Consider the following 22,373-nt stretch of genomic DNA (forward strand, 5'->3'; position numbering starts at 1 on the left):
GCGCGAAGCTCGTCCGCGCGCGCCTCGGGCGGCTGCTCCGGGAGAGCCGAGCCGTCGGTCACGGGCCGCCTCCTGGGACCGGGCGCAGTGCCCGCCCGGCGGCGGACCCCGGGCCCAGCAGACCGCCCACCAGCGAGCCCGCGCCGTCGTGGTCGCTCCCCGCCGAACCGCTGCCGTTCTGGAGGTTGGCCGTGCGGTCGACCTCCAGCCACGAGTCGGCGTGGGAGTTGTCCACGACCGTGATCAGGCTGTCGGCGGCCGCGGGTACGGCGCCGCCCGCGAACAGCGCGCCGACCCCCGTCAGCCCCAGCACGCCGACCCGCAGCACGCCGGTCCGCAGGGCACCGACCCGCAGGACGGCTGCGCTCGGGGGCGGGGCGGGCCCGCGCTGCCCGGCCCTCATACCGTCACCGCCGTCAGCCCCCGGGAGCGGGAGATGTTCCGCTCCAGCAGTTCGGTGGACTCCCGCACGCCGACCTGCCGGTCCTCCTCGGCCGACGCGGGCAGCCGTCCGTCGGCGACCTTCAGCCCGGCCAGCGCCTCCTCCATGGCCCGGTGCGCGGCGAACAGGCACGGCGTGCTGTAGATGGCCACGTCCACCCCCAGCTCCGTCAGCTCCGAGAGCGACAGTCGGGGGGACTTGCCGCCGGCGATCTGGTTGAACAGCAGCGGTTTGTCGCCGACCACGGCGCGGATCCGGCGGATCCACTCCTCGCTGCGCACGCCGTCGACCAGCACCACGTCGGCGTCCGTGGCGGCCAGCGCCCGGGCGCGGCGCAGGATGTCGTCCTCCTCGGTGGCGTCCGTCCGGGCGACGACCACGAGGTCCGTCCGGTTGGCGAGGACGAGCTCCAGCTTCTCCAGGTACTCCTCCAGCGGGAGGACCTGCTTGCCGTCCGCGTGCCCGCACCGGCGCGGCCGTTTCTGGTCCTCCAGGATCACGCCCGAGGCGCCGATGCGTTCGAGCCGGCGCACCACGTGGCAGGCCACCTCGGGATCGACGTAGCCGTCGTCGATGTCGACCAGGAGGTGGTGCCGGGGGAACGCGCCGCGCAGCCGCTCGACGAATCCGACCATGTCCGGCCAGGCGATGAAGCCGATGTCGGGCAGCCCGTAGTAGGAGGCCGCGAAGCCGAAGCCGGAGACGAACATGCCGTTGTAGTGCTCGGCCGCGATCGAGGCCGAGTACATGTCGTAGACGCCGATCAGGGGCGTGGTGCCGGGGCCCGCGATCTCCGCCCGGAGCCGCTGCCCGGGGGCGCCCTCCGTCGTGGTTCCGTGGAACAAGGCCTTCTCCTCACCTGGGATGACTTTGCCTGAACTTGGTGTCCGCTAGACCAAACTGAGGTGTCATCACTATGCTCCCTTTAATGTTCCGTGGGCAAATCTTTAAAAGAGATTCCCCCGTTGGAGTGAAGGTGTGGCGAAAATAGGAACATCGCAAAAAGCGGCCACGTGGCGAATCCCATGTGTCGACGGGTGTGAAAGGGGCGACTCACCGAGGCCTGCGGTCGGGCGGAAGCAGCGCGCCCGCGCGCTTCACGGTGCGGATGACGGGTGCGGTCTCGATCGCCCGGATCCCGTCCGGCGCGGCGATCCGGGTGGTCAGGTAGCGCCCGAGGTGCAGCGTGTCCCGGCAGTTGACGGCTGCGAGCAGGTTGGTGGGCCCGGTCGTGTGCGCCGCCAACGACACTTCCGGGCGCTCCGCCATCGCGGCGTCCGTGGCGGCGAGCCGCGAGGGTCGTACGGACATCCACGGCCGGGCCTCGGCGCGGAAGCCGAGCACCGCGGGCGGAACCGGTGCCACCGGCGCAACCGGGGGTGCCGCCGGTGCCGACGCCCGCCCGTCCGCGCTGAGGTACGGACGGGAGCCGGCCGGGCCGGGGAAGGGGCCGGGAAGGGGCGGGGCCGGCGTGGCGGCCCCGCCGGGGCTCAGGTGCTCGGCACCGGCGGTGCGGCACGCCGCTCGCGCAGCGTCCGGAGCATCCGGCGGGTCGCCTTGGTGGCGACCGGCGGCAGCAGCTCCAGCGCCAGCCGGCGCGAGGCGGAGCGGTGGACGGGTGCCTTGACCTGGTAGTTGAGGCGCAGCACGGGCGTTCCGGCGATGGTGTCCTCGTCGACCGTGTAGCCCTCGGCCCGCCAGTCCCGTTCCAGCAGGACCTGCCGGGCCGCCGCGGCGTCGCCCCAGGTGCCGTAGAACTTCATCGGGGTGAGCAGCACGGGCTGCAGTCCGCCGGTGAAGACCGCCTCCCAGACCGCCGCCGAGACGCCCGGGGTGTGCTCGGAGCGGTAGTCGTCCAGGGCGACCAGGCCGTTCTCGGCGAGTGCGGCCCGGGCGACGGCGATGTCTCCGGCCACGTGCTCGTACAGGTGGGAGGCGTCGACGTGGACGAACCGGCAGCTGCCCGCCGGTATCCGGCCGTCGGCCAGCACGGAGGTGGGGGCCTGGACGATCTCGGGCAGTTCGCGGTGGAAGGCCAGGTAGTTGGACTCGAAGGCGCTGCGGGTCAGCGTCTTGCGGTAGGACATGGCCATCTCGGCGGCGTTGTCGTCGTCGTCCGCCTCGGAGTCGAACAGGTCGCAGACGGTCAGCCGCTCGCCCGCCCGCAGGTGGTCGCCGAGCAGGACGGCGCTGCGGCCCAGGTAGCTGCCGAGTTCCAGGATGTCGCCGGTGACCCCGGCGGAGCTCTGGCTGGACAGCAGGTGGCCGAAGGCGGCCCGATCGAGACTGAAGAACCATCCGGGGATGTCGTCCCGCTTCAGCGGCGCGGGGCGGGCGGCTGCGGTCTCGGCAGTGGGCACGGCGGCCTCCAGGGGGACGGCGGGGCGCGGTGGCGGATCACGCCGCGGAGGGGACGCCGAGGACGTGAGGCGGATCATCATAGCCACGCCGGGGCCCGGTGGAGCCAGGTGTGGAACGACCCTCTTCCTGTTGTCCGCTGGGCCGTCCGGGCGACCGGGGCCACTGGGGGCACTGGGCCAGGGGAGTTGTCGAGATCGCCGGGGCTAACTGGGCCGTCCGGACTGTTCCAGCTCCGCGATGGTCTCCTCCAGCCAGGCCCGCTCGGCCGCCGTGGACGCCCGGGCGACGAGCAGCATCCCGCGCCGGAACGGGTTGGGCTCGCGTTCGGCGCTGACCGGCCGGCCGTCGCCGTCGTGGAAGAAGCTGCTCGGCTCGGTCAGGAAGGCCAGGCGGCGGCGGAGGACGGTGGCCTGCCGGGGCGGGTCGGCGAGGTGGTGCAGGAACGTGACGAGCGTGAAGAAGCGCATCTGGTCGGTGATCTCGGCCTGCTCCGGGTCCGCCAGCCGTCGCAGCAGCTCGGTCCGGCCGGCCTCGGTCGGCTCCAGGGTCTGGCGCGGTGCGGCGCCGGTGCCCGGTTCGGTGCGGCGGGACAGCAGGCCGGCCTTCTCCAGCCGCGCGATGGCGGGGTAGAGCGCACCGTCGCTGACCGGGCGGACGTGGCCGGTCAGGCCGGTGATCCGGGACTTGAGCTCGTAGCCGTGCAGCGGCTGGTCGTACAGGAAGCCGAGGATCGCGAGGGTCAGCACGGCGAAGCCCTTCCGTCGGAGTGCGCCCGGTGGAGCGTCATATTACCTCTTGCCGATGTACCTCGAAACGATGTATCTCTCATCGAGGTCGCCGTTCAGGCCTCCGGCCGGGCGGTCCGGGTCGAGGTGGCGGCGGACCAGGGGAGGAACCAATGCGCGGGCACACGTCCCGACTCGCGGCGCTCGCCGTACCCGTCTACGCGGAACTGCTGTCCGGAGTGATCGCCTCGGTGATCGGCACGCTCTGGGTGGCCGGCCTCGGCGGGGCCGCGGTCGCCGCCGTGACACTGGCCGGAACCGTCGAGAACCTGCTGCTCGGGCTCGTCTTGGTGGTCAGCTCCGGAACCGGCGTCCGGCTCTCCCACGCCCTCGGCGCGGGCGACCACGCCGAGGCCGCCCGGACCACCCGCGCCGCCTGGCAGCTCTGCGCCGTCGGCAGCCTCGCGCTCGCCGTCCCCGGCTTCCTGCTGCGCGACCGGCTGGCAGGCGTCTTCCTGGACGGCGAGGCCGCCGTCCGCGCCGCCGAGTACCTCACCGTCGCGTTCCCGGCGTTCGTGCTGTTCTTCGCCCAGCGCGTCGCCGACGAACTGTTCAAGGGCGCGGGCGACACCCGCACCCCGATGCGGCTCGCTCTGCTCTCCAACGCGCTGCTGCTCGCCCTCGACCCCCTGCTGATCCTCGGTGGCGGTCCGCTGCCGGCCCTGGGCGTACCGGGCGCGGCGCTGGCCCTGGCCGCCTCACGGGCGATCGCCTTCGCCGTCACGCTACGACTGCGGGGACGGCGGCCGGAGCGGCGGTCGGAGTGGCGGTCGCGACGGCGGTCGGGACGGCCGGAGCCGCGGCCCGGTGCGGCCAGGGCCACCGGAGCCGCCGGGGGAACGCGGGCGGCGGCGGTGCGGATCGTGCGTGCGGGAGCACCGTTCGGCCTGGACTTCACCGCCCGGATGGCCGTCGGCACCGCCCAGCTCGGGCTGGTCGCGGGCTTCGGCGTCGCGGCGGTGGCCGGGTACGGGGTCGGCTACCGCGTCCTGCTCGTCGTCACCATGGCCTTCTACGCGCTGCGCCAAGCCGCCGCGATCGAGGCCGCCCGCCTCACCGGCGCGGGGGAGGACGGCGCGCTGCGCTCGCTGCGCCGCGACACCGGACGCCTCGCCGCACTCGTCGGCGCCGTGGCGGCCCTGCTCTCCGCGACGCTCGCCACCCCGCTGACCACCCTCTTCACCGACGACCGGGCGGTGGCGGCGCAGTCCGTCGGGTTCCTGCGGATGGCGGCGCTCTACCTGCTCCCGTACGCCCTGGTGGTGGCGCTCGGCGGTGCGTACCAGGCGGCCGGCGCCGGCCGCCCGGTCGTGCTCGCCGTCCTGCTCGGCCTCGGTGCCCAACTCGCCACCTCGGCAGCCCTGTCGGGGCCGTGGGGAGTGTCGGGCGTGTGGCTCGGGCCGGCGGTGGGTGCGGCTCTGCAGCTCGCCCTGCTGGCGGCCCTCACCCGCGACCGGGCGCAGCCGGATTCGACGCCGACGCCGAACCCGAGGACCGCAGCAACGCTGGACCCGAAGCCGAAGCCGAAGCCGGACCCGAAGCCGCAAGCAGCACCGCTCCCGTCGGCGGCCCACGCACCACAGTCGCTCCAGCCGCTCGAATGACGCGCGACGGCGCGGCCGTTCAGCGACGACCGGTCGCGCGCCCGGGCCGACGCCTGGCGCGCCGCACGGCCGTGCCGCCGTCGACGACGACCCTGCTGCGCCCGGTCCAGCACCTCGCCGGGGTCGAACGCACCTGGCACCAGCGGGCGTTCTTCGGCCGAGAGGCACCACCGGGCCACGGCGCGGACGACAGGCGGAGGTCGCGTACGGGCGCGAGCCGACCGCCGGAGCCTCCCCGGACGCCGACGGAGGTTCCCGCCCGCCACCACGGCCACGCCGACCGGCGGCCCCGTGAGCGCCCCGACGGGGTCACGGGCGGGTGGCGAACTCCCTTTGCGGGTCGGCCGTTCGACCCGGCAGCCGGGCCGCGAGCAGGATGCCGACAGCCGCCACCGCGGCCATCGCCAGCGCGGAGGGCGTCAGCGCCGCGCCGGGCTGCGCACGGCCGGCCGCGGTGGTGGCGAGTGCGATGCCCAGGGCGGGGCCGATGTTCAGCGCGGTCTGCTGCAGCCCGCCCGCGACACCGGCCTCGGCGGCGGCCGCGCCCCGGACCACCAGGGCGGTGGCGGTGGCCATCACGGCGCCGAAGCCCGCGCCCAGCAGCAGGAAGCAGCCGGCGATCGCGACGGTCCCGGAACCGGGCCCGAGCCGGGCGGTCAGCAGCGCGCCCGAGGTGACCAGGGCCGTTCCCGTCAGCACCACGGCCCGTTCACCGTGACGCCGCGTCACCCGGGCCGAGGTCGCCGCCGTCACGATCATCGCCACCGCGAGCGGCGCCGCCCGCAGGGCGCTCTGCAGGGGGTCGAGCCCCAGCACGTCCTGCAGGTAGTACGTCGCCGGGAAGAGCACGCCCTGGAGCGCCGCCGAGGCTGTGAGCAGGACGCCGAGCGGCAGTGCGACCACCGGCGAGCGGAGCAGGTCGGGCGGCAGCAGCGGACGGGGGGTGCGCCGCTCGTGCCGGGCCAGGGCCAGGGCGAGGGCGGCGGCGGCCGCGAGACCGAGCGCCGTGCCGGCCGACCAGCCGGAGTCCGGGAGGGCGACCAGGGTCTGCACCAGGCAGGCCAGGGCCAGCGCGAGCAGGGCCGCGCCCGGCAGGTCGAGCCCGCCGCCCCGGACGGCAGCCTCGGGGCGCGCCGCGGCCGGCACGGCGAGGGCCGCCAGCAGCGCGGCGCCGGCCGGCAGCAGGCCGAACAGGAAGACCGACCGCCAGCCGAAGTGCGCGGTGAGCGCCCCGCCGACCAGCGGCCCGGCCGCGGCCGCGAGCCCGATCGCCGCCGTGCGTGCCGCGATCGCGCCGGCCAGCCGGTCGGCGGGCCAGGCGGCGCGCAGCATGCCGAGGGTGGCCGGCTGCAGCAGGGCGCCCGCGACGCCCTGCACCACCCGCAGGGCGATCACCCAGCCGATGCCGGGTGCGAGGGCGATCCCGGCCGAGGCCGCGGCGAAGCCCGTCACGCCGACGGCGAAGACCCGCCGGTGCCCGTAGCGGTCGCCGAGCCGGCCCGCGAACACCAGCAGGGCGGCGACGGTGACGAGATAGCCCGTCCCGGCCCACTGCACGGCGGCGACGGACGCGTGCAGGTCGTGCTGGAGGACGGGCCGGACGACGGTCAGCGCGGTGCCGTCGAGGGCGACCAGGACGGCACCGGTGATGCTCGCGGCCAGGGTGAGCCGTCGGTGCAGCCGCGGCGTCACCGGGCGGCCGGACCGAGATGGGCGTCCAGCGCGGCGCGCAGCAGCGGTTCGACGTCCTCGCTGCCGGTGATGAGCCGCAGGCTGCCCCAGGTGCGCAGTTGGGCGAGACCGTGCAGGTTGGCCCAGAGGGCGGCGGTGGCGACGGCCGGATCGCCGGAGCCCGGGTGCAGCTCGGCGACCAAGTCGACGAAGGTGAGAAACAGCGGCACGGTGGTGCGGCGCAGCTCCGCACCGCTGCCCTCCAGCAGGTCGTGACGGAACATCAGCTCGAACATGCCCGGGTTGGCGGCCGCGAAGCCGAGGTAGGCGCGGGCGAGCGCGTCGAGGCGGCCGCGGGCGTCGGCGCCGCTGCCGACCGCGAGGGCGTCCGCGCCGGCCATGGCGTCGGTGAGCCTGCCGAAGCCGTTCCGGGCGATGGCGGCGAGCAGCTCGCGGTGGGTGGGGAAGTAGCGGCGGGGCGCCCCGTGCGAGACCCCGGCGTGGCGGGCGATCTCGCGCAGGCCGAGCGCCTGGACGCCCCCGGTGGCCACCAGTTCGACGCCGGCGGCCACCAGTCGGGCGCGGAGGTCACTGTCCTGATCGGTCATGGACACTGTCTACCAGGCGCTCGTAGACAGTGTCTACTCGCCGCGGCGGGCAGCCCGGGGGCAGAATCGGCGGCATGGACGAAGGCGGCGAGTCGGCCTGCTGGCTGGAGCGGGTGTGCCCGGAGTGCGGACGGCTGCGCGAGCGGCCCGGACCGGCACCGTGCGAGCACTGCGGCGCGGCCGAGGACGACGCCCCGCGCCCGGACGACACCCCGCACACGGACGGCGCCCCGTGCAGGGACGACGCGCCGCCGCCGCGTTCGACCTGACGCCCGGGCGCTCCGACGCCGCCGCCCCCCGAGAAGCCCGAACCCCGGCCCGGCCGAGGGCCGGACCGGGGCGGCGGACACGGAGCGCCACGGCCCGGTCCGTGCGTCCGCTACGGCCTGCCTACTGCGGCGGCTCGTCGCGGAACTGGTTCTTCATCTGCTCCTGGCCGGCGTCCACCTGGCCGCTGTACTTGCCCTGCGTGCGTTCGTCGACGGCGTCACCCGCCTTGTCGACGGCCTTGTCGGCCTGTTCCTCGTGGCCCTTCAGCAGGTTCTTGAGCTTATCCATCATGGACATGTGGTCACACTCCCGGATGAGACGGCCCCACTCCTCCAATATCACCGCGCATCCCCCCGCGCGCATCCCGCCGGGTGCGCGGCGGGCTTGGCAAGGCGATTCCGGTCCTGTCAAATCGTGAGTTCACGGCCCGTCGGAAGGAGTCGCCTTGAAGCTGCGCACCCGTCGCTCGACCGCCCCGCTCGACCGTTCGCCCCGGTACGACCACGCCACCCGGCCCGACACCGCCACCCCGTTACGGCGCCCCCGCACCGCCGTCACCGGGCGTCGCGCGGGCGCCGCACTGACCGTCGCCGCCCTGGTCACCCCGCTGCTGCTGGCCGGTGCCGGGAGCGCGGCGGCCGACCCGGACCCGGCGCGCAAGGGCGCCAAGCTGGCCGCCCGGCTGGTCGACGCCGCCGATGCCGAGTCCGCCCACGACACCCTGGCCGCGCTGCAGCGGTTCGCCGACCGCAACGGCGGTACCCGGGTGGCCGGTTCGAAGGGCCACGAGCAGTCCGCGCAGTACGTCTACGAGCGGGCACGGCGCGCCGGTCTCAAGGTGTCCAGGCAGGAGTTCGAGTACACCTTCTTCGAGGCCCGCACGCAGCGGCTCGACGTGCTGTCCCCGACGGCGGAGTCCGTGCCGGTGATCGCCATGACGTACTCGGTGGGCGGACCGGAGGCGGGCCTGACCGCCGAGTTGGCGGTCGCCCCGGTCAGCGCCACGACCGGTTGCGCGTCCACCGACTACCCGGCCGGCGGGTTCACCGGCAGGATCGCCCTGATCCGGCGCGGCGGCTGCAGCTTCGCCCAGAAGCAGGCCGCCGCGGCGGCGGCGGGCGCGATCGGGGCGCTCGTCTACAACAACGCCGAGGGCGACCTCAACGGGACCCTCGGGGACCCGACGGCCGGGAAGGTCCCGACCGGCGGGATCACCAGCGCGGCGGGTGAGGCCCTGGCCGCCGCGGCGGCCGCCGGGCCCGTCCGGGTGACCCTCGACATCCGCACCGTCATGGAACCGCGCAAGACCTGGAACGTCATCGCCGAGACCCGAGGCGGGGACCCGGAGAACACCGTGATGGTCGGGGCGCACCTCGACTCCGTCCCGGCCGGGCCGGGCATCAACGACAACGGCTCCGGCTCGGCGGGCATCCTGGAGGTCGCGGAGAACCTCAACGTCCACCCGGTGAAGAACAAGGTCAGATTCGCCTGGTGGTCCGCCGAGGAGTTCGGCCTCAAGGGCTCCGAGGCGTACGTGAAGTCACTCTCCGAGGCGGATCGCAAGAAGATCCGGCTCTACCTCAACTTCGACATGATCGCATCCCCCAACCACGCGCAGTTCGTCTACAACGGCTCCGGCAGCGCCGGCGGCGGCGCCGGCCCCGAGGGCTCGGCGCAGATCGAACGGGACATCACCGGCTACCTGGACGGCCTCGGCCGGCCACACGACCCGACCGCCTTCGACGGCCGCTCCGACTACGGTCCGTTCATCGACGCCGGCATCCCGGCCGGCGGCACCGACACCGGCGCCGAGAAGATCAAGTCCCCGGAGCAGGCGGAGCGTTACGGCGGCACGGCGGGCGCCGCGTACGACTCCTGCTACCACAAGGCCTGCGACAACCTGGGCAACATCGACATGGAGGCCTTCGACGTCAACATCGACGTGATCGCCCACGCCGTCGGCACCTACGCCTGGGACCTCTCCTCGCTGCAACGGCCCGTACCGGCGCAGTCCCCGGCCGACAAGGCCGCGGCCGCAGCAGCCGACGCGAGCGCCGCAGGCACCGGCGGCGTGAGCGGCTGCGCCGACGAAGTGACGGCCTGACGCCCGGGTGGGCCCGCTGCCGTCCTCGGGCGGCGGGCCCACCCGCCCGCCGTAGGCGCCGCTCGCGCGGCGAACACCCTGCGTGACCTCGGCATCCGCTCCCTCCCCTCCGTCATCGCCCCTGGTGGGCGCCGGTGCGGTCACCGTAGCGGAGACCACTGACAATTCGGCCCCCGGGCCTGTACGGTGCCGCGCGGAGCGCATCCGTCGAGACCCGATGGGTGCGCCGAGCCCGGTCCTGCCACCATGGGACCGAGATCACGACACCGTGACACCCTCGGAGGAGTCAGCAACATGAGCACGCACTACGACGTCGTCGTCCTCGGCGCGGGCCCCGGCGGCTACACCGCCGCCGTCCGCTCGGCCCAGCTGGGCCTGAAGGTCGCGGTCATCGAGGCCAAGTACTGGGGCGGCGTCTGCCTCAACGTCGGCTGCATCCCCTCCAAGGCCCTGCTGCGCAACGCCGAGCTCGCCCACATCTTCACCAAGGAGGCCAAGACCTTCGGCATCAAGGTCGAGGGCCAGGTGACCTTCGACTTCGGCGAGGCGTTCCGCCGCAGCCGCTCGGTGGCCGACGGCCGGGTCAAGGGCGTCCACTACCTGATGAAGAAGAACGGCATCACCGAGTACGACGGCTGGGGCACCTTCGTCGACGACCGCACCATCCAGGTCGCGCTCAGCGGCGGCGGCTTCGACGTCGTCACCTTCGACCACTGCATCATCGCGGCCGGCGCCACCACCCGCCTGCTGCCCGGCACCAGCCTGAGCGACCGCGTGGTCACCTACGAGGAGCAGATCCTCACCGAGCAGCTGCCGGAGAGCATCATCATCGCGGGCGCCGGCGCGATCGGCGTCGAGTTCGCGTACGTGCTGCACAACTACGGCGTGAAGGTCACCATCGTCGAGTTCCTCGACCGCGTGGTGCCGCTGGAGGACGTCGAGGTCTCCACGGAACTCGCCAAGCAGTACCGCAAGCTGGGCATCGAGGTGCTGACCTCCACCCGCGTCGAATCGATCGACGACAGCGACGCCAACGCCAAGGTCCGCGTCACCGTCACCAAGGACGGCGAGCAGAAGGTGCTGGAGGCCGACAAGGTGCTCCAGGCGATCGGCTTCGCGCCGCGCGTCAACGGCTACGGCCTGGAGAACACCGGCGTCAAGCTCACCGACCGCAACGCCATCGCCGTGGACGGCCGCGGCCGCACCAGCGTCGAGCACATCTTCGCCATCGGCGACGTCACCGCCAAGCTGATGCTCGCGCACGCCGCCGAGACGATGGCCGTGATCGCCGCCGAGACCATCGGCGGGGCGGAGACGATGGAGGTCGACTTCGTCATGATCCCGCGCGCCACCTACTGCCAGCCGCAGATCGCCTCCTTCGGCTACACCGAGGCGCAGGCCCGCGAGCTGGGCTACGACGTCAAGGTCGCCAAGTTCCCGTTCACCGCCAACGGCAAGGCGCACGGCCTCGGCCACCCGATCGGCTTCGTCAAGGTCATCAGCGACAACACGCACGGCGAGCTGCTCGGTGCCCACCTGATCGGCCCCGAGGTCACCGAGCTGCTGCCCGAACTGACGCTGGCCCAGCAGTGGGACCTGACCGTCCACGAGGTCGCCCGCAACGTGCACGCCCACCCGACCCTGGGCGAGGCGGTCAAGGAGGCCATCCACGGCCTCGCCGGCCACATGATCAACATGTGACGCAGCCGTCCTGACGGCCGTCGTGCCCGTCGTGCCCCGTCGAGCTGCTGTTCGACGGGGCACGACGCGTCGGGGCGTGCGGTCCTCAGGCCCGGCCCGCGATCAGGCCCGGCCCGCGATCAGGCCGAGCCGGCCGTCGAAGCGCCGGTAGAGCACGCGGCCGCGCCCGTCGGCGGGCTGCGCGAAGAACAGGAACGGCAGCTCGGCGCCCTCCAGCCGCTCGACGGCCTGCGCCTCGGTCAGCCGGGGTGCGCCGTGCGGACTCAGGGTGATCGGCACGGTGCGGCGGCCGGGCGGCCCGGCGGCGACGGTCCGGGCGAGGCGGTAGCCGGTCGGCCCGACGCGGTAGACGACGGCATCGGTCTCGGTCGCCGGATCGGTGAAGAGGTGGATGTCGTAGTCCATCGCGTCCATCGTCCGGGCGGCCGCCTCCGGCGAGCACCACACCAGCGCGGGCTCCTTGCGCCGGACGATCCGGGAGCCCGCGCTTGTGCCCGCGCCGGCAGCCTCGACAACCTCGGCGGTATCGGAGGGCGCGAAGACCGGGACGGCCGGGAGGACCGGGACGGCGAGCGCGGCCGTCCGGGGGCCGGGCCACGGACGCGGCGCCCACGCGCCGGTGACCGCCCGGATCCTGCCGCGCAGCGCGTCGGCGACCCGGTCGAGCGAGTCGCCCAGCCCGGCCGCGACCTCCTGCACGCGGATCCGCCGCCCGTCCACCTCCGCGTTCACCTGCGCCAGCACACCGTCGGCCACGGACGCCAGCCTGATCCGCAGCGCCTCCACCAGCGTCCCCACCCCGGGAGCCACCGCCGCGGCGGCGACCCGGGCCCGCGCCTCGGCCAGGACCTCGCCCGTCAGCCCCTCGAACGCCCTCACCGCCACCAACTCGCCCATCACCCAGGCCCTTCCACTCCCGTCCGGCGCATCCGTCGATCAGAATCCCGACCCCAGAGCCTCCCCGGCCAGGGCCCAACGACCCCACCTCATGGGCCCGCCGGGCATTGACCTGCACCGCAGGCCCGGCCACGCCGGGAAGGCCGGGGTCGCCCGGGCCGTTCCGCCCTCCTGTGGTCGGTCCGTCCCCTCCCGCTCGGCGCCTCCCCGACCGCACCGGAGGTTGGGCCGGGCCGCGATGGGCAGCCGCCCGACCGGGGGACCGGAGGTGGAGGCGATGGACGGCCCGGCACTCTCGCGTCGGGAGCTGCGGATCCTGGCCGAGATCGAGTTCGACCTGCGTGCGGACGGCCGACTGGACCGCGCCCTGCGCACCATGCGGCGCGGTCCCCGCTGGGTGCCGGGCGGAGCGTCGAGGGCCGCCGCCCGGGTGCCGCCGTCCGTGCTGTCGGTCCTGCTCGCCCTGTCGGCGGGTCTGCTGCTGGTCAGCGCCGATGCGCACTCAGCGGCCGTCCTTGCCGCCTTCGGCCCGGTCCGGGCGGCGACGCTCGTCCTTTCGGCCGTGCGACTGGTCGCCCGCCGCCGGGGGAGCGGGCCCTGACCGTGAGCGCCCGCCCGGGGCACGTTCGGCCCGGATGTCGCGGAGCTCGCCGATCACCGCCCAGGCGACCGACACCACCGGTACCGCCACCACCGCGCCCAGGACACCCGCCAGGACGGCGCCGCCGGTCACCGACAGGGCGATGACCACCGGGTGGATCCGGACCGACCAGCCGAGCACCAGCGGGTGCAGCAGGTGGCCCTCGATCTGGCCGATGACCACGATCAGGGCGAGCACCAGCAGCGCGATCACTGGGCCGCGGGCCGCCAGGGCGACCACGGAGGCGACGGCCAGGGCGATCGGGGAGCCGATCAGCGGGATGAGCGCCGCGACGAACTCCAGCACGGTCAGCGGCAGGACCAGCGGCACCCCGAGGATCGACAGGGCGATGCCGACCAGCACCGCGTTGGTCGCCGCGACGATCAGCACGCCGCGGGTGTAGCCGGCGAAGGTGCGCCAGGCCGCCCGCCCGGCCCGGTCCCAGACCGTACGGCTGCCGGTGGGCAGCTGCTGCTGGGCCCAGGACCACATCCGGTCGCCGGAGTGCAGGAAGAACACCGAGCAGAACACCGCGAGCGCGGCGCCGGTGAGCAGTTCGACGGCCCGACCGGCGCCGCTGAGCGCCGTGCTGACCAGCGTCGAGCGGTGGGCGGCGATGAATTCGCCGATCTTGGCCCGCAGGTCGGTGACGGTGCCGGGTCGCAGGTGGAAGGGGGAGCCGGTCAGAAAGCGGTCGATCCGGCCGAGGCCGCCGCGCAGCTCGTTGCCCAGTCGGTTCCACTCGTCGGCGACGGTGGTGCCCACCAGCGTCAGGACCCCGCCGATCACCACGATGGTGCAGAGGAAGGCGAGCAGGACGGCCAGCGAGCGGGGCGTCACCCTCGCCAGCAGGTCGACCAGCGGGCGCAGCACCGAGGTGACGACCAGGGCCAGGAACAGCGCGATCAGCGGCAGTTCGAGCCGGGTCAGGACGTCCACCACCAGGTAGGCGCCGACGCCGAGCAGCCCCAGCCGCCAGGCGTACCCGGCGGCGGTCCGCAGTCCGGCGGGCACCCGTTCGGCGGAGGGCGCCCGGCCCCCGGGCGGTGCCGTCGAGCCTTCGCGGCGCGGCGTCACCCGGGGGCGGCGGCTGCCGAGCGGCACGGCCCGGCGGCCCGGTCCGGTGGAACCGGGCGGCTCGTGCCCCGGGCGGGGGCTCACCGGCGCCTCATGCCGAGGACCCGGTCATGCGGCCCGCTCGCGGCCCGCGGTGGTGACTCTGCTGTCCATGGAAGCCTCCCGGATGGAAGTCCTGCACCCAGTCTCTCCGGCGGGGCCGTCTCGCACCTGCCGTGTGCGGGGCGCACGCGGCGTCGGTCGCCCGTGTCACGGCGGCGAGCCGGGCGCGGGCGGGGCGGCCCTCGCCGCGTCGGCCGTCGGCGGGTCGGCCGTCGGCGGGTCCGACGCCCGCGGGTCGGAAACCGGCGGGTCGCGAGCGGGCGGCCCGGCTCCGGCGGGCGGTGAGGAGAGCCGCCCGTCGTGCCGGTGCAGGTGCAGGACCGGGAGGAGCAGCCAGGTGCACAGGAACCAGAGCATGACGGCTCCGGCGATCCAGCTGGAGGAGGCCGAGTCGTCGGTCGCGACCCGGAGCAGGAGCAGCAGCGCGGAGCTGATGGTCAGCGCCAGCAGCACCAGCCCGGTCGTCACCAACCGGGCCGCCGCGGTCACCAGTTGGGGCTTGAGGCGGTGGCCGGCGAAGATCCGGTGGTAGGCGACCGGGGCGGCGAGCGAGCCGGTGGCGAGTGCGCCGAGGACGACGGTGGCCACGTACAGTCCCTGGTCGAAGTCGCCGAGCCCGGGGAAGCGGGCCATGAAGACCACGCTCAGCAGGAAGCCGAAGAGCACCTGGGAGCCGGTCTGGGCGACGCGCACCTCCTGGAGCAGGTCGCTCCAGCGCCGGTCCGCCCGTTCCTCGGGTGACTCCCGGCGTCCGGTCCGGCGTGCGGTCCGGTGCTCGGCGGGGCCGGTCCGGCCGGTGTCCGGCGTCGTGGTCATGGGATCGCCTCCGAGTCCTGCTCCACCGGTGCGTGTAGCCGGGCCCGGAGCGGGCAAACGCCGAGCCGGACTCCCTTGCAGCGGCCGGTCACCGCGGGCTGCCGGAACAGGCGGGCGGTCCGTGTACAACCGGCCTGGTGCGGGAGGAGAATCGATGGCACAGGGTGGGGGGAGAAGGAGGCCGTCATGGGAAGCCTCACGCACCGCTACGCGGTGACGCTCCCCGGCCCGATCGGCGGGCACGCTCCACCGGCCGTCGTCGTCGTTCACGAGACGCAGACCGTCGGGCCCGACGGAGGCCTCGTCTGGGAGAGTACGGACGGTGGGCTCCGGGTGGAGATCAGCGGCGAGGTGGCCACGGTCCTCGCCGCCCAGGGAACCGGCAGCCGACACCCCTGTCTGCTGGCCGTGCCACTGCCGTGACGAACGAGGGCCGCGACCACGGGGCGCCGCGGCCGACGGAGGACGGAGGACGGACGCCGCGGTCGAGGCCGCGGCGTCCGCCGTGACGCGTGCCGGAAGGAGGGCCGGCCCGGGCGCCGTCACGGGCGCTGACACGGGAGCCGTTGCGGGAACGGGACGGGAGCCGGGACGGGCGTCGGCTGTGACGGCCGTCGTGACGGGGCTGACGGGACCGCTACCGGGCGCTGGCCGCCAGGGCCTCACGCACGGTGACCAGGCAGGGATCGCAGTACCGGTCCGGCCCGGCCGAGTCGGTGCCGTCCCCCGCCGGGACGACGCGCTGGGACGGTTCGAGGAACCGTCCGCACAGCGAGGACGACGCGTCGTCCTTCGCCACCACGTGCCACACCACGGCGGGCGGGGACACCGCCGGGTCGTGCTCGGCCCACATCTCGTACACGGCGCTACCTCCGGATCGCTGGGGCTCGGTCAGTCCATGCTCTCCGGGGGTGTTCCGAACGGCCACCGGGCCAGACCCGGTGGGATGGTTGTGAAGGACATCCCGTGAAGGACCGCCGCTGAACGACACCCTGGCCGAGTACCGCCGCCGCCGGGAGGCGTAGCTGCCCTGGTTCGGGGCCGGGCCGGGGGAGGCCAGGGCGGCGAGGACGGCGAAGGCCGCTGCCCCGACGGCGAACAGCACCAGGAAGACCCGGGACAGCAGGTGGCGCAGCTCAAGGTCCGAACGCTCGGTCACGGGTTCGCTGCCCCAGCGCACCGTGTCCTGCGGGCGGAGCTGGGGCGTGGTCCGGCCGGGGCCCTGCGGGGCGTGCGGGAAGTCGTGGCGCTCGCCCGCCCGGCGTCGGGTCCCGCGAAGGAAGCCCGGTCGGCGTTGTACGGCCATGGTGGCCCCCGAACGGAGTGGTCGGTCTGGGGGACCGGTCTGCTGCCGTCCGCGTCTACCCCGGCACGGCGGTGGCACACGCGCGGCCACACCCGACGTCCGCCCCCAGCACGCCCGCTACCCGTGCGGTCGCCCGAGGCGCAGCCGTACGGCCAGCTGGGGGCCCTGCTCCTCGCGCGACTCCTCCTCCGTCGCGCAGAGCCCGGCGAGCACGCCCAGCACCCGTCGGACGTCATCGGGCGAGCCGAGCAGGTCCGCGCCGACTCCGCCTGTCAGGGCGATCGGGTGCGCAGGCCCGTCCGGGCTCCCGGTTCCGGGCGACTCCCGGGCTTCCGGCGGATCACGCGGATCGCGCGCGTCGAAGGACTGGGAGAGGCGCACCGAGACGCCGTCGGGCTGGGCTCCGGCCACCACCCGGGTGCCCTCCGAGGTCACGGTGGCAGGGTCCTCCCACGCGTTGCCGATCCTGGTCCGCCCGCGCCCGGTGTGGGTGGGGAAGGCGGCCTCCAGCGCGTCGAGCACCGCCTCCGCCGCCTGCTGCGGGCCGTCGCCGAGCCGGACGAGCACGTGTCCGGCCGCCAGGGGCAGGCCCATGGCCGCGCCTCCTCCCGGTCGGGTTCGTTCCCTTCCGTTCTACGACCGGTGGTGCGCCTCGCGCACCCCGGCCTGCCGCGACCTCAGCCCGCGCGCAGCCGGGCCAGCAGCTCCGGCAGGTCCGCCACCGAGTCGAGCACGTGGTCGGGCTCGCCGTCCGCGCGTTCCGGCGCGCCCGGGGCCGCCTTGCCGGTGCGGACCAGCACGCCGCCGATCCCGTGGTGCTGCGCCCCGAGCACGTCCGACTCGATGTCGTCCCCGACCATCACCGCCTCGGCCGCCGAGACCCCCAGGTGGGCCAGGGCCGCGGCGAAGAAGGCCCCGGCCGGTTTGCCGACCACCTCGGCCCGGACGCCGGTCGCGTACTCCAGCCCCGCGACGAAGGCGCCGCTGTCCAGCCGCAGGCCCTCCGGGGTCCGCCAGTAGGCGTTGCGGTGCATGGCGACCAGGCGTGCCCCGTCGCGGAGGGCGGCGAAGGCCCGGTCCAGCGCCCGGTACCCGAACTCGGGCCCGGCGCCGCCGACCAGCACCACCTCGGCGTCCGCCGGGTCGTCCACCAGCCGCAGCGGGGCCAGGTCGTCCTCGATGTCGCCGCTGTTGAGCAGCAGGCATCGGGTGCCGGCGAGGCGTTCGGCGGTGGCGGCGGGCGCGGTGAGCACCTGCTCGATGCCGACCGGGAAGCCGTGCGCGGCGAGCGTGTCGGCGATCGAACGCCGGGTGCGGGAGGTGGTGTTGGTCAGCAGCACGTACCGGACGCCGTCGCCGTCGAGCCGCCGGAGGGCTTCCACGGCGCCCGGGAGCGGCTTCCAGCCGATCGTGAGCACGCCGTCGATGTCGAGCAGTGCCGCCTGGCCTCGTCCCATGCCCCCGACCCTAACGAGCGACACCGGCTGCGGCGCGCTGCCGAGCCGGTGCGCAGGCCCCGGTGCGCAGGACCCGGTGGGCGGGTTCACGGCCCCTGCCCGCCCCCGGCGGTGTCGGGTCACCGCGCGTCACACGCATCGCCGCAGGTCACCGCGCGTCACACACATCGCCGCGCGTCGCCGGCGCCACCGGAGACGGCGCGCGCCGGACGGGTCGTCAGGCGCGGCGGCCGCGCCGGCGGCGGGTGACGTACACCGCGCCGCCGCCGAGCGCCAGCAGCGCCACGGCCGTGGCCGCGATCGGCAGGGTGTTGGAGTCCGCGCCGGTCGTGGCCAGCGCGGGGCCGGACGCGCCGCTGGTGGGCGCCGCGACGGCGGTGCCGCTGCCGGAGCCGTCCGTCGGGCCGGCCGGGGCGGAGGTCGAAGCACCGCCGGTGGGCCCGCCGGTCGGGGTGGCGGTGCCGGCCGGCTGGCCGGTGGCGGGGTCGAGCAGGAGGGTCGCCGGCTGCGGGTTCTTGAAGTCGAACATGCCCTCGATGGAGGCGGCGTGCTCGTCGAAGGAGAAGTCGCCGATCCGGCCGGTCTTCCAGTTGTCCTCGACGAAGCGCAGGATCGAGGTCTGGTCGGTCTGCGTGTGGTCGACGAAGTTGGCCTTGGCGAACGGGGAGGCCACCAGCAGCGGCAGGCGCGGGCCGAAGCCGCAGCGGTCGGCGTAGCCGCCCCACCCGGCGTCCTTGCCGCACTGGCCGGGGCCGTTGAGGCCGTCGTTGGCGGCGTCCCGCGAGCCGTTGACGGGCTCGGCGAACTTGTGGTCGTACCAGCCGTCCGAGTCGTCGTAGGCGATGACGACGGCGGTGGAGGCCCAGTCCTTGGACTTCTGCAGCTTGTTCAGGGTGTCCACGACGAAGTGCTGCTCGTCCAGCGGGTCGGAGTAACCCGCGTGGCCGTCCTGGTAGTTGGCGGCCTTGAGGTAGCTGACGGCGGGCAGGTTGCCGTGCTGCAGGGCGGCGTCGAAGTCGGTCAGGTCGTACTGGTGGTTGGCCTGGCCGTTGTGGCCGATCTCGTCCACGTCCTTGGGCGCCTGGTGCTTCGGGTTCGCCGTGGACTTGTAGTACTGGAACGGCTCGTGGTGCGGGTTGTAGTCGGTCTGGGAGGCGCCCACGATGTTGTCGTGCGCGGCCCCGCAGACGGCCTTGCCGTCCTTGTCGCCGGTCGGCTTGAAGCCGCCCTGGAACCAGCCCCAGCTGACGCCCTTGTCGTTGAGCAGGTCGCCTATGTTCTTGCCGGTCATGACCAGCTGGTTGTGCTGGGGGTTGGAGCACTCGTCGTAGCCCGGGTCCGGGTCGTTGATGACGGTGCCGACGCCGTTGGCGTCCGGGGAGGCGACCACGTAGGCGTCGGTGGTCTTCTGGCCGGTCTTCGGGTCCACCGGGTAACCGCCGTGCAACTGCCCGGAGATCAGGTTGAGCGCGCCGGGGGTGGACGGGCCGTAGTTGGTGCCGAAGGAGTTGTCGCTCATCGCGAAGCGCTGGGCGTAGTTCCACATGCCCGTGACGGTGTTGCCGTCGTAGTAGTCCATCACCAGGCCGGGCTGGGTGAACATCGGGGCCTTGCAGCTCTCGACGTCGGTGTGCTCGACGAACTTGTCCATCTTGCCGCCGTCGAAGGCGAGTTGCTCGTCCTTGTAGGTGTGGTCCTGGTCGCAGGTGACGGCCTGGGCCGGGCTCAGCCGCTTCGGGTTGGTCCCGTTCGGGTTGTGGTGGAGCAGGTCGTCGGAGAGGCCGTCGACCTTCGGGGTGCCGGGCTTGGCGGTGAACTTCACCTTGTCGTCGGCGGTGTTGGCCGCGTTCGGGTAGGTGCCGAAGTAGTGGTCGAAGGAGACGTTCTCCTGGAAGATCACCACCAGGTGCTTGACCGGGGTGGAGGTCTGTGGGGCGTCGGCCGCGAAGGCTGCGGGCGCGCCGCCGAAGGTCGCCAGCGAGAGCGCGCCGACCAGGCCGGCGCCGTGCCGGAGCCACCGTGAGCGGGTGGGAACTGCGTGCATGGTTGGTACCTCGAACGTCATGTCATTTTCGGAGTCGGGCCCCGCCACGTGGATCTTCGGGTGGATCTTCGGGTGGATCTTGGAGCGGCGGGGCGCCATGAAGGTAGACGGGCGAGGTGAACGCAATTTACATGTGCATGTGAACCCGGAATGAACCGGGGTGGTCCGAGGGGGAGCCTTCGGGCTTCGAATCGGTTCGGGTGCGGTCGGACGGCCGATGGTTCGTCAACCGCCTTTCGGGGCCCGGCGGTCGACCGGCCGTCAGTCGACGAGCAGGGACTCGGCCCCGACCAGCACCAGGGCCAGTCCCTGTTCGAAGCCCTCGTCGAAGTCCACGAACATCGCCCGGCCCGCCTCGGCGGCGAGTGGGTGGGCGGACAGCCGGTCGGCGCGGGCCTCGACGTCGTAGCCCTCGTCGCCGTCGAACGGATTGGGCGCCATGGCCTGCTCCTCGATGACGTAGCCGATGGTGTAGCTGTACGCCGTGTACCAGGCCCGGGTGGCGGTGGTCAGGGTGAAGCCGGCGTCGATCAGCAGGCGCAGCGAGGCGTCCAGGCCGGCCGCGTACGAGGTGTCGGTGAACCGGGCGCCGCTGTACACCTTGGCGCCGTCGCGGTAGCGCAGCAGCTCGGCGCGCAGGGTGCGCATCGTCGTGAGGTAGGCGTCCCGCCAGTCGCCGGCGCGCCATCCGTCGCCCGCCTCGGCGGTCCGGGCCGTCATGCGGCGCATGATCTCGGTCGCCATCTCGTCCAGCAGTGCCTGCTTGTCCTTGAAGTGCCAGTACAGCGCGGGTGCCTTGACGTCGAGCTCGGCGGCGATGGCGCGCAGGGTGAGGCCGTCGAGGCCGACCTCGTTGAGCAGCTTCAGTGCGGCGTCGACGACCTGCTTGCGGTCGAGCTTGGGGGTCTTCTGCGGGGTCACGCTTGACAGTTTAACGCCGTTAAGTGCACGCTTCCGGCATCGGCTACTTAACAACGTTAAGGGGGTTGCCGTGACTGCTCGCGGCATGCACACGGACGTCCTGATCATCGGCGCCGGGCCCACCGGCCTCGCCCTCGCACTCGACCTCGCCCGGCACGGCGTCACCGCGCTGCCGGTCGAGCGCGGCGCGGAACTCTTCCCCGGCTCGCGCGGCAAGGGCCTGCAGCCGCGCACGCTGGAGGTCCTCGACGACTTCGGCGTGCTCGACCGGGTCCGCGCGGTCGCGGGCCACTACCCGCCCACCCTGTTCTGGAAGGACGGTGAGCCGCAGGACGGGCAGAGCATGTACGACCCGACCGAGCCGTCCGAGACCGAGCCGTACACCGAGACGCTGATGCTGCCCCAGTGGCGCACCCAGCAGGTCCTCCACGAGCGGCTGCGCGAACTGGGCGGCGAGGTCGCGTTCGGCCGCGAGCTGGTCGCCCTCACCCAGGACGAGGAGGGCGTGACCGCCGAGTTCGCCACCGGCGCGCCGGTCCGGGCCCGCTACCTCGTCGCGGCCGACGGCGGACGCTCGACCGTCCGGCGGCTGCTCGGCATCGGGATGACCGGGGAGACGGTCGACCCGGCCCCGATGCTGGTCGCCGACGTCCGGGTGACCGGGCTGGACCGCGAACACTGGCACGTGTTCCGGTCCGACGACGGCCTGCTGGCGATCTGCCCGCTCGGCGGCACCGAGGACTACCAGCTGGTCGCCCAGTTCCCCGAGGGGGCGGCCGTGGAGCACACCCTCGACGGTCTGCGCGCGGTGGTCGCCGCCCGCTCCCACCTGACCGCCGACCAGGTCACCGAGCTGCGTTGGGCCTCCGAGTTCCGCCCGCGCGCGGCCCTCGCTGACCGCTTCCGCGCCGGCCGGGTCTTCCTTGCCGGCGACGCCGCGCACGTCCACTCGCCGGCCGGCGGGCAGGGCCTCAACACCAGCGTCCAGGACGCGTACAACCTGGCCTGGAAGCTCGCCGCCGTCCTGGCCGGCCGTGCGGACGCGTCGCTGCTGGACACCTACGAGGAGGAGCGCCGGGCCAACGCGGCGGCGATGCTCGCCCTGTCGACCCGCGTCCACCGGGGCGAGGAGCGCCGCGGTCGGGCCACCCAGCAACTCGGCCTGGGCTACCGGGAGTCCTCGCTCGCCGTGGACACCCGCCCGGACCTCCCGGAGGACGCGCTGCGGGCCGGTGACCGCGCCCCCGACGGCCGCCGGGGCGGCACCCGCCTGTTCGACGCCTTCCGCGGGCCGCACTGGACCCTGCTCGCCGTCGGCACCGACGACCCGCTGCCCGCCGTCGCCGCTCCGGTCGTCCGCATCCCCGCCTACGAGGCGTACGGGACCGGCGTGTTCCTGGTCCGGCCCGACGGCTACCTCGGCTGGGCCGGAAGCACCCCCGACGGCCTCGCGGATTACGCGGCCCGCCACGGCCTGCTCGCCGGCTGACCGGCGCGCGAAGCCTCCGGTCCGGGTCGTGGGCCGGACCGGAGGCGGCGCGGGCCGCAGCGGGCGGGAACCGTCCGA

Annotated in this window: 23 protein-coding genes and 1 pseudogene; 8 read left to right on the forward strand and 16 right to left on the reverse strand. The window is 74.1% G+C overall.

Annotation, left to right across the window (positions count from 1 at the left end; translation table 11 throughout):
- Positions 1-58: 58 nt before the first annotated feature.
- The 5 genes from ACIRST_RS00620 to ACIRST_RS00640 all read right to left on the reverse strand — a co-directional run bounded on the left by ACIRST_RS00620 (position 59) and on the right by ACIRST_RS00640 (position 3,549).
- Entirely contained in the window at positions 59-403 is a 345-nt protein-coding gene (locus ACIRST_RS00620; protein ID WP_402798762.1) for a hypothetical protein, read from the reverse strand.
- Positions 400-1,287 carry an oxaloacetate decarboxylase gene (locus ACIRST_RS00625; RefSeq protein WP_402798765.1) on the reverse strand — a complete coding sequence of 296 codons (888 nt, stop codon included), beginning with the start codon at positions 1,285-1,287 and terminating at the stop codon, positions 400-402. The genes ACIRST_RS00620 and ACIRST_RS00625 overlap by 4 nt, the downstream gene beginning before the upstream one ends.
- A gap of 208 nt (positions 1,288-1,495) precedes the next feature.
- Positions 1,496-1,807, reverse strand: coding sequence for an Lrp/AsnC family transcriptional regulator (locus ACIRST_RS00630; RefSeq protein ID WP_402798768.1), 312 nt, complete (start codon positions 1,805-1,807; stop codon positions 1,496-1,498).
- 125 nt (positions 1,808-1,932) lie between these two features.
- Positions 1,933-2,802 (reverse strand): class I SAM-dependent methyltransferase, encoded by an 870-nt coding sequence (locus ACIRST_RS00635; protein ID WP_396546564.1) that lies wholly within the window; start codon positions 2,800-2,802, stop codon positions 1,933-1,935.
- 204 nt (positions 2,803-3,006) lie between these two features.
- Positions 3,007-3,549: a PadR family transcriptional regulator gene (locus ACIRST_RS00640; RefSeq protein WP_402798770.1), complete on the reverse strand. Its 543-nt coding sequence runs from the start codon at positions 3,547-3,549 to the stop codon at positions 3,007-3,009.
- A gap of 152 nt (positions 3,550-3,701) precedes the next feature.
- Here ACIRST_RS00640 and ACIRST_RS00645 point away from each other — a divergent pair, with 152 nt between their 5' ends.
- Both ACIRST_RS00645 and ACIRST_RS00650 read left to right on the forward strand, forming a co-directional pair.
- Positions 3,702-5,192 (forward strand): MATE family efflux transporter, encoded by a 1,491-nt coding sequence (locus tag ACIRST_RS00645; RefSeq protein ID WP_402798772.1) that lies wholly within the window; start codon positions 3,702-3,704, stop codon positions 5,190-5,192.
- Positions 5,189-5,377: pseudogene (locus tag ACIRST_RS00650) on the forward strand (DUF664 domain-containing protein); the annotation flags it as partial. The gene ACIRST_RS00645 and the pseudogene ACIRST_RS00650, both read left to right, overlap by 4 nt.
- A 124-nt stretch (positions 5,378-5,501) precedes the next feature.
- On the opposite strand, the gene ACIRST_RS00655 reads toward ACIRST_RS00650, so the two are convergent.
- A complete protein-coding gene (locus tag ACIRST_RS00655) occupies positions 5,502-6,884 on the reverse strand; it encodes an MFS transporter (protein ID WP_402798774.1) in 1,383 nt (460 codons plus the stop codon).
- A complete protein-coding gene (locus ACIRST_RS00660; RefSeq protein WP_402798776.1) occupies positions 6,881-7,471 on the reverse strand; it encodes a TetR/AcrR family transcriptional regulator in 591 nt (196 codons plus the stop codon). Before ACIRST_RS00660 ends, ACIRST_RS00655 begins: the two co-directional genes overlap by 4 nt.
- Before the next feature lie 74 nt (positions 7,472-7,545).
- On the opposite strand from ACIRST_RS00660, the gene ACIRST_RS00665 reads away from it, so the two are divergent.
- Positions 7,546-7,740, forward strand: coding sequence for a hypothetical protein (locus ACIRST_RS00665; RefSeq protein ID WP_402798778.1), 195 nt, complete (start codon positions 7,546-7,548; stop codon positions 7,738-7,740).
- 121 nt (positions 7,741-7,861) lie between these two features.
- Here ACIRST_RS00665 and ACIRST_RS00670 read toward each other — a convergent pair whose 3' ends face one another.
- Positions 7,862-8,038: an antitoxin gene (locus ACIRST_RS00670; RefSeq protein ID WP_350524715.1), complete on the reverse strand. Its 177-nt coding sequence runs from the start codon at positions 8,036-8,038 to the stop codon at positions 7,862-7,864.
- 283 nt (positions 8,039-8,321) lie between these two features.
- Here ACIRST_RS00670 and ACIRST_RS00675 point away from each other — a divergent pair, with 283 nt between their 5' ends.
- Both ACIRST_RS00675 and lpdA read left to right on the forward strand, forming a co-directional pair.
- Positions 8,322-9,845, forward strand: coding sequence for a M28 family metallopeptidase (locus tag ACIRST_RS00675; protein ID WP_402799373.1), 1,524 nt, complete (start codon positions 8,322-8,324; stop codon positions 9,843-9,845).
- 294 nt (positions 9,846-10,139) lie between these two features.
- Positions 10,140-11,546 (forward strand): dihydrolipoyl dehydrogenase, encoded by a 1,407-nt coding sequence (gene lpdA, locus ACIRST_RS00680; RefSeq protein WP_350524714.1) that lies wholly within the window; start codon positions 10,140-10,142, stop codon positions 11,544-11,546.
- Between the two features lie 102 nt (positions 11,547-11,648).
- Here lpdA and ACIRST_RS00685 read toward each other — a convergent pair whose 3' ends face one another.
- Positions 11,649-12,443 (reverse strand): sigma 54 modulation/S30EA ribosomal C-terminal domain-containing protein, encoded by a 795-nt coding sequence (locus ACIRST_RS00685; RefSeq protein ID WP_402798780.1) that lies wholly within the window; start codon positions 12,441-12,443, stop codon positions 11,649-11,651.
- Positions 12,444-12,720: 277 nt separating this feature from the next.
- Between ACIRST_RS00685 and ACIRST_RS00690 the strand changes: the two genes are divergently transcribed.
- A complete protein-coding gene (locus ACIRST_RS00690; protein ID WP_402798781.1) occupies positions 12,721-13,044 on the forward strand; it encodes a hypothetical protein in 324 nt (107 codons plus the stop codon).
- Here the strand turns inward: ACIRST_RS00690 and ACIRST_RS00695 are convergent.
- Both ACIRST_RS00695 and ACIRST_RS00700 read right to left on the reverse strand, forming a co-directional pair.
- Positions 12,946-14,244 carry an AI-2E family transporter gene (locus ACIRST_RS00695; protein ID WP_350524711.1) on the reverse strand — a complete coding sequence of 433 codons (1,299 nt, stop codon included), beginning with the start codon at positions 14,242-14,244 and terminating at the stop codon, positions 12,946-12,948. The two genes, ACIRST_RS00690 and ACIRST_RS00695, sit on opposite strands and share 99 nt — an antisense overlap.
- Before the next feature lie 165 nt (positions 14,245-14,409).
- Positions 14,410-15,078 (reverse strand): DUF6328 family protein, encoded by a 669-nt coding sequence (locus ACIRST_RS00700; protein WP_402798783.1) that lies wholly within the window; start codon positions 15,076-15,078, stop codon positions 14,410-14,412.
- 186 nt (positions 15,079-15,264) lie between these two features.
- Here ACIRST_RS00700 and ACIRST_RS00705 point away from each other — a divergent pair, with 186 nt between their 5' ends.
- Entirely contained in the window at positions 15,265-15,501 is a 237-nt protein-coding gene (locus tag ACIRST_RS00705) for a DUF6296 family protein (RefSeq protein WP_350524709.1), read from the forward strand.
- Between the two features lie 214 nt (positions 15,502-15,715).
- Here the strand turns inward: ACIRST_RS00705 and ACIRST_RS00710 are convergent, their stop codons facing one another.
- The 5 genes from ACIRST_RS00710 to ACIRST_RS00730 form a co-directional block, all read right to left on the reverse strand.
- Positions 15,716-16,384, reverse strand: a complete 669-nt coding sequence (locus tag ACIRST_RS00710) for a hypothetical protein (RefSeq protein WP_402798785.1) — start codon at positions 16,382-16,384, stop codon at positions 15,716-15,718.
- Between the two features lie 117 nt (positions 16,385-16,501).
- Positions 16,502-16,978: a hypothetical protein gene (locus ACIRST_RS00715; RefSeq protein WP_402798786.1), complete on the reverse strand. Its 477-nt coding sequence runs from the start codon at positions 16,976-16,978 to the stop codon at positions 16,502-16,504.
- Positions 16,979-17,061: 83 nt separating this feature from the next.
- Entirely contained in the window at positions 17,062-17,841 is a 780-nt protein-coding gene (locus ACIRST_RS00720) for an HAD-IIA family hydrolase (RefSeq protein WP_402798789.1), read from the reverse strand.
- 217 nt (positions 17,842-18,058) lie between these two features.
- On the reverse strand, positions 18,059-19,885 hold the full coding sequence (locus tag ACIRST_RS00725) for a phospholipase C (protein WP_402798791.1): 1,827 nt from the start codon (positions 19,883-19,885) through the stop codon (positions 18,059-18,061).
- A 261-nt stretch (positions 19,886-20,146) separates the two neighbouring features.
- Positions 20,147-20,806 carry a TetR/AcrR family transcriptional regulator C-terminal domain-containing protein gene (locus ACIRST_RS00730; RefSeq protein WP_402798792.1) on the reverse strand — a complete coding sequence of 220 codons (660 nt, stop codon included), beginning with the start codon at positions 20,804-20,806 and terminating at the stop codon, positions 20,147-20,149.
- 85 nt (positions 20,807-20,891) lie between these two features.
- Between ACIRST_RS00730 and ACIRST_RS00735 the strand changes: the two genes are divergently transcribed.
- Positions 20,892-22,295: an FAD-dependent monooxygenase gene (locus ACIRST_RS00735; RefSeq protein ID WP_350524726.1), complete on the forward strand. Its 1,404-nt coding sequence runs from the start codon at positions 20,892-20,894 to the stop codon at positions 22,293-22,295.
- Positions 22,296-22,373: the final 78 nt, after the last annotated feature.

Source organism: Kitasatospora sp. NPDC101447 (genome assembly GCF_044767225.1).
Classification (GTDB): Bacteria; Actinomycetota; Actinomycetes; order Streptomycetales; family Streptomycetaceae; genus Kitasatospora.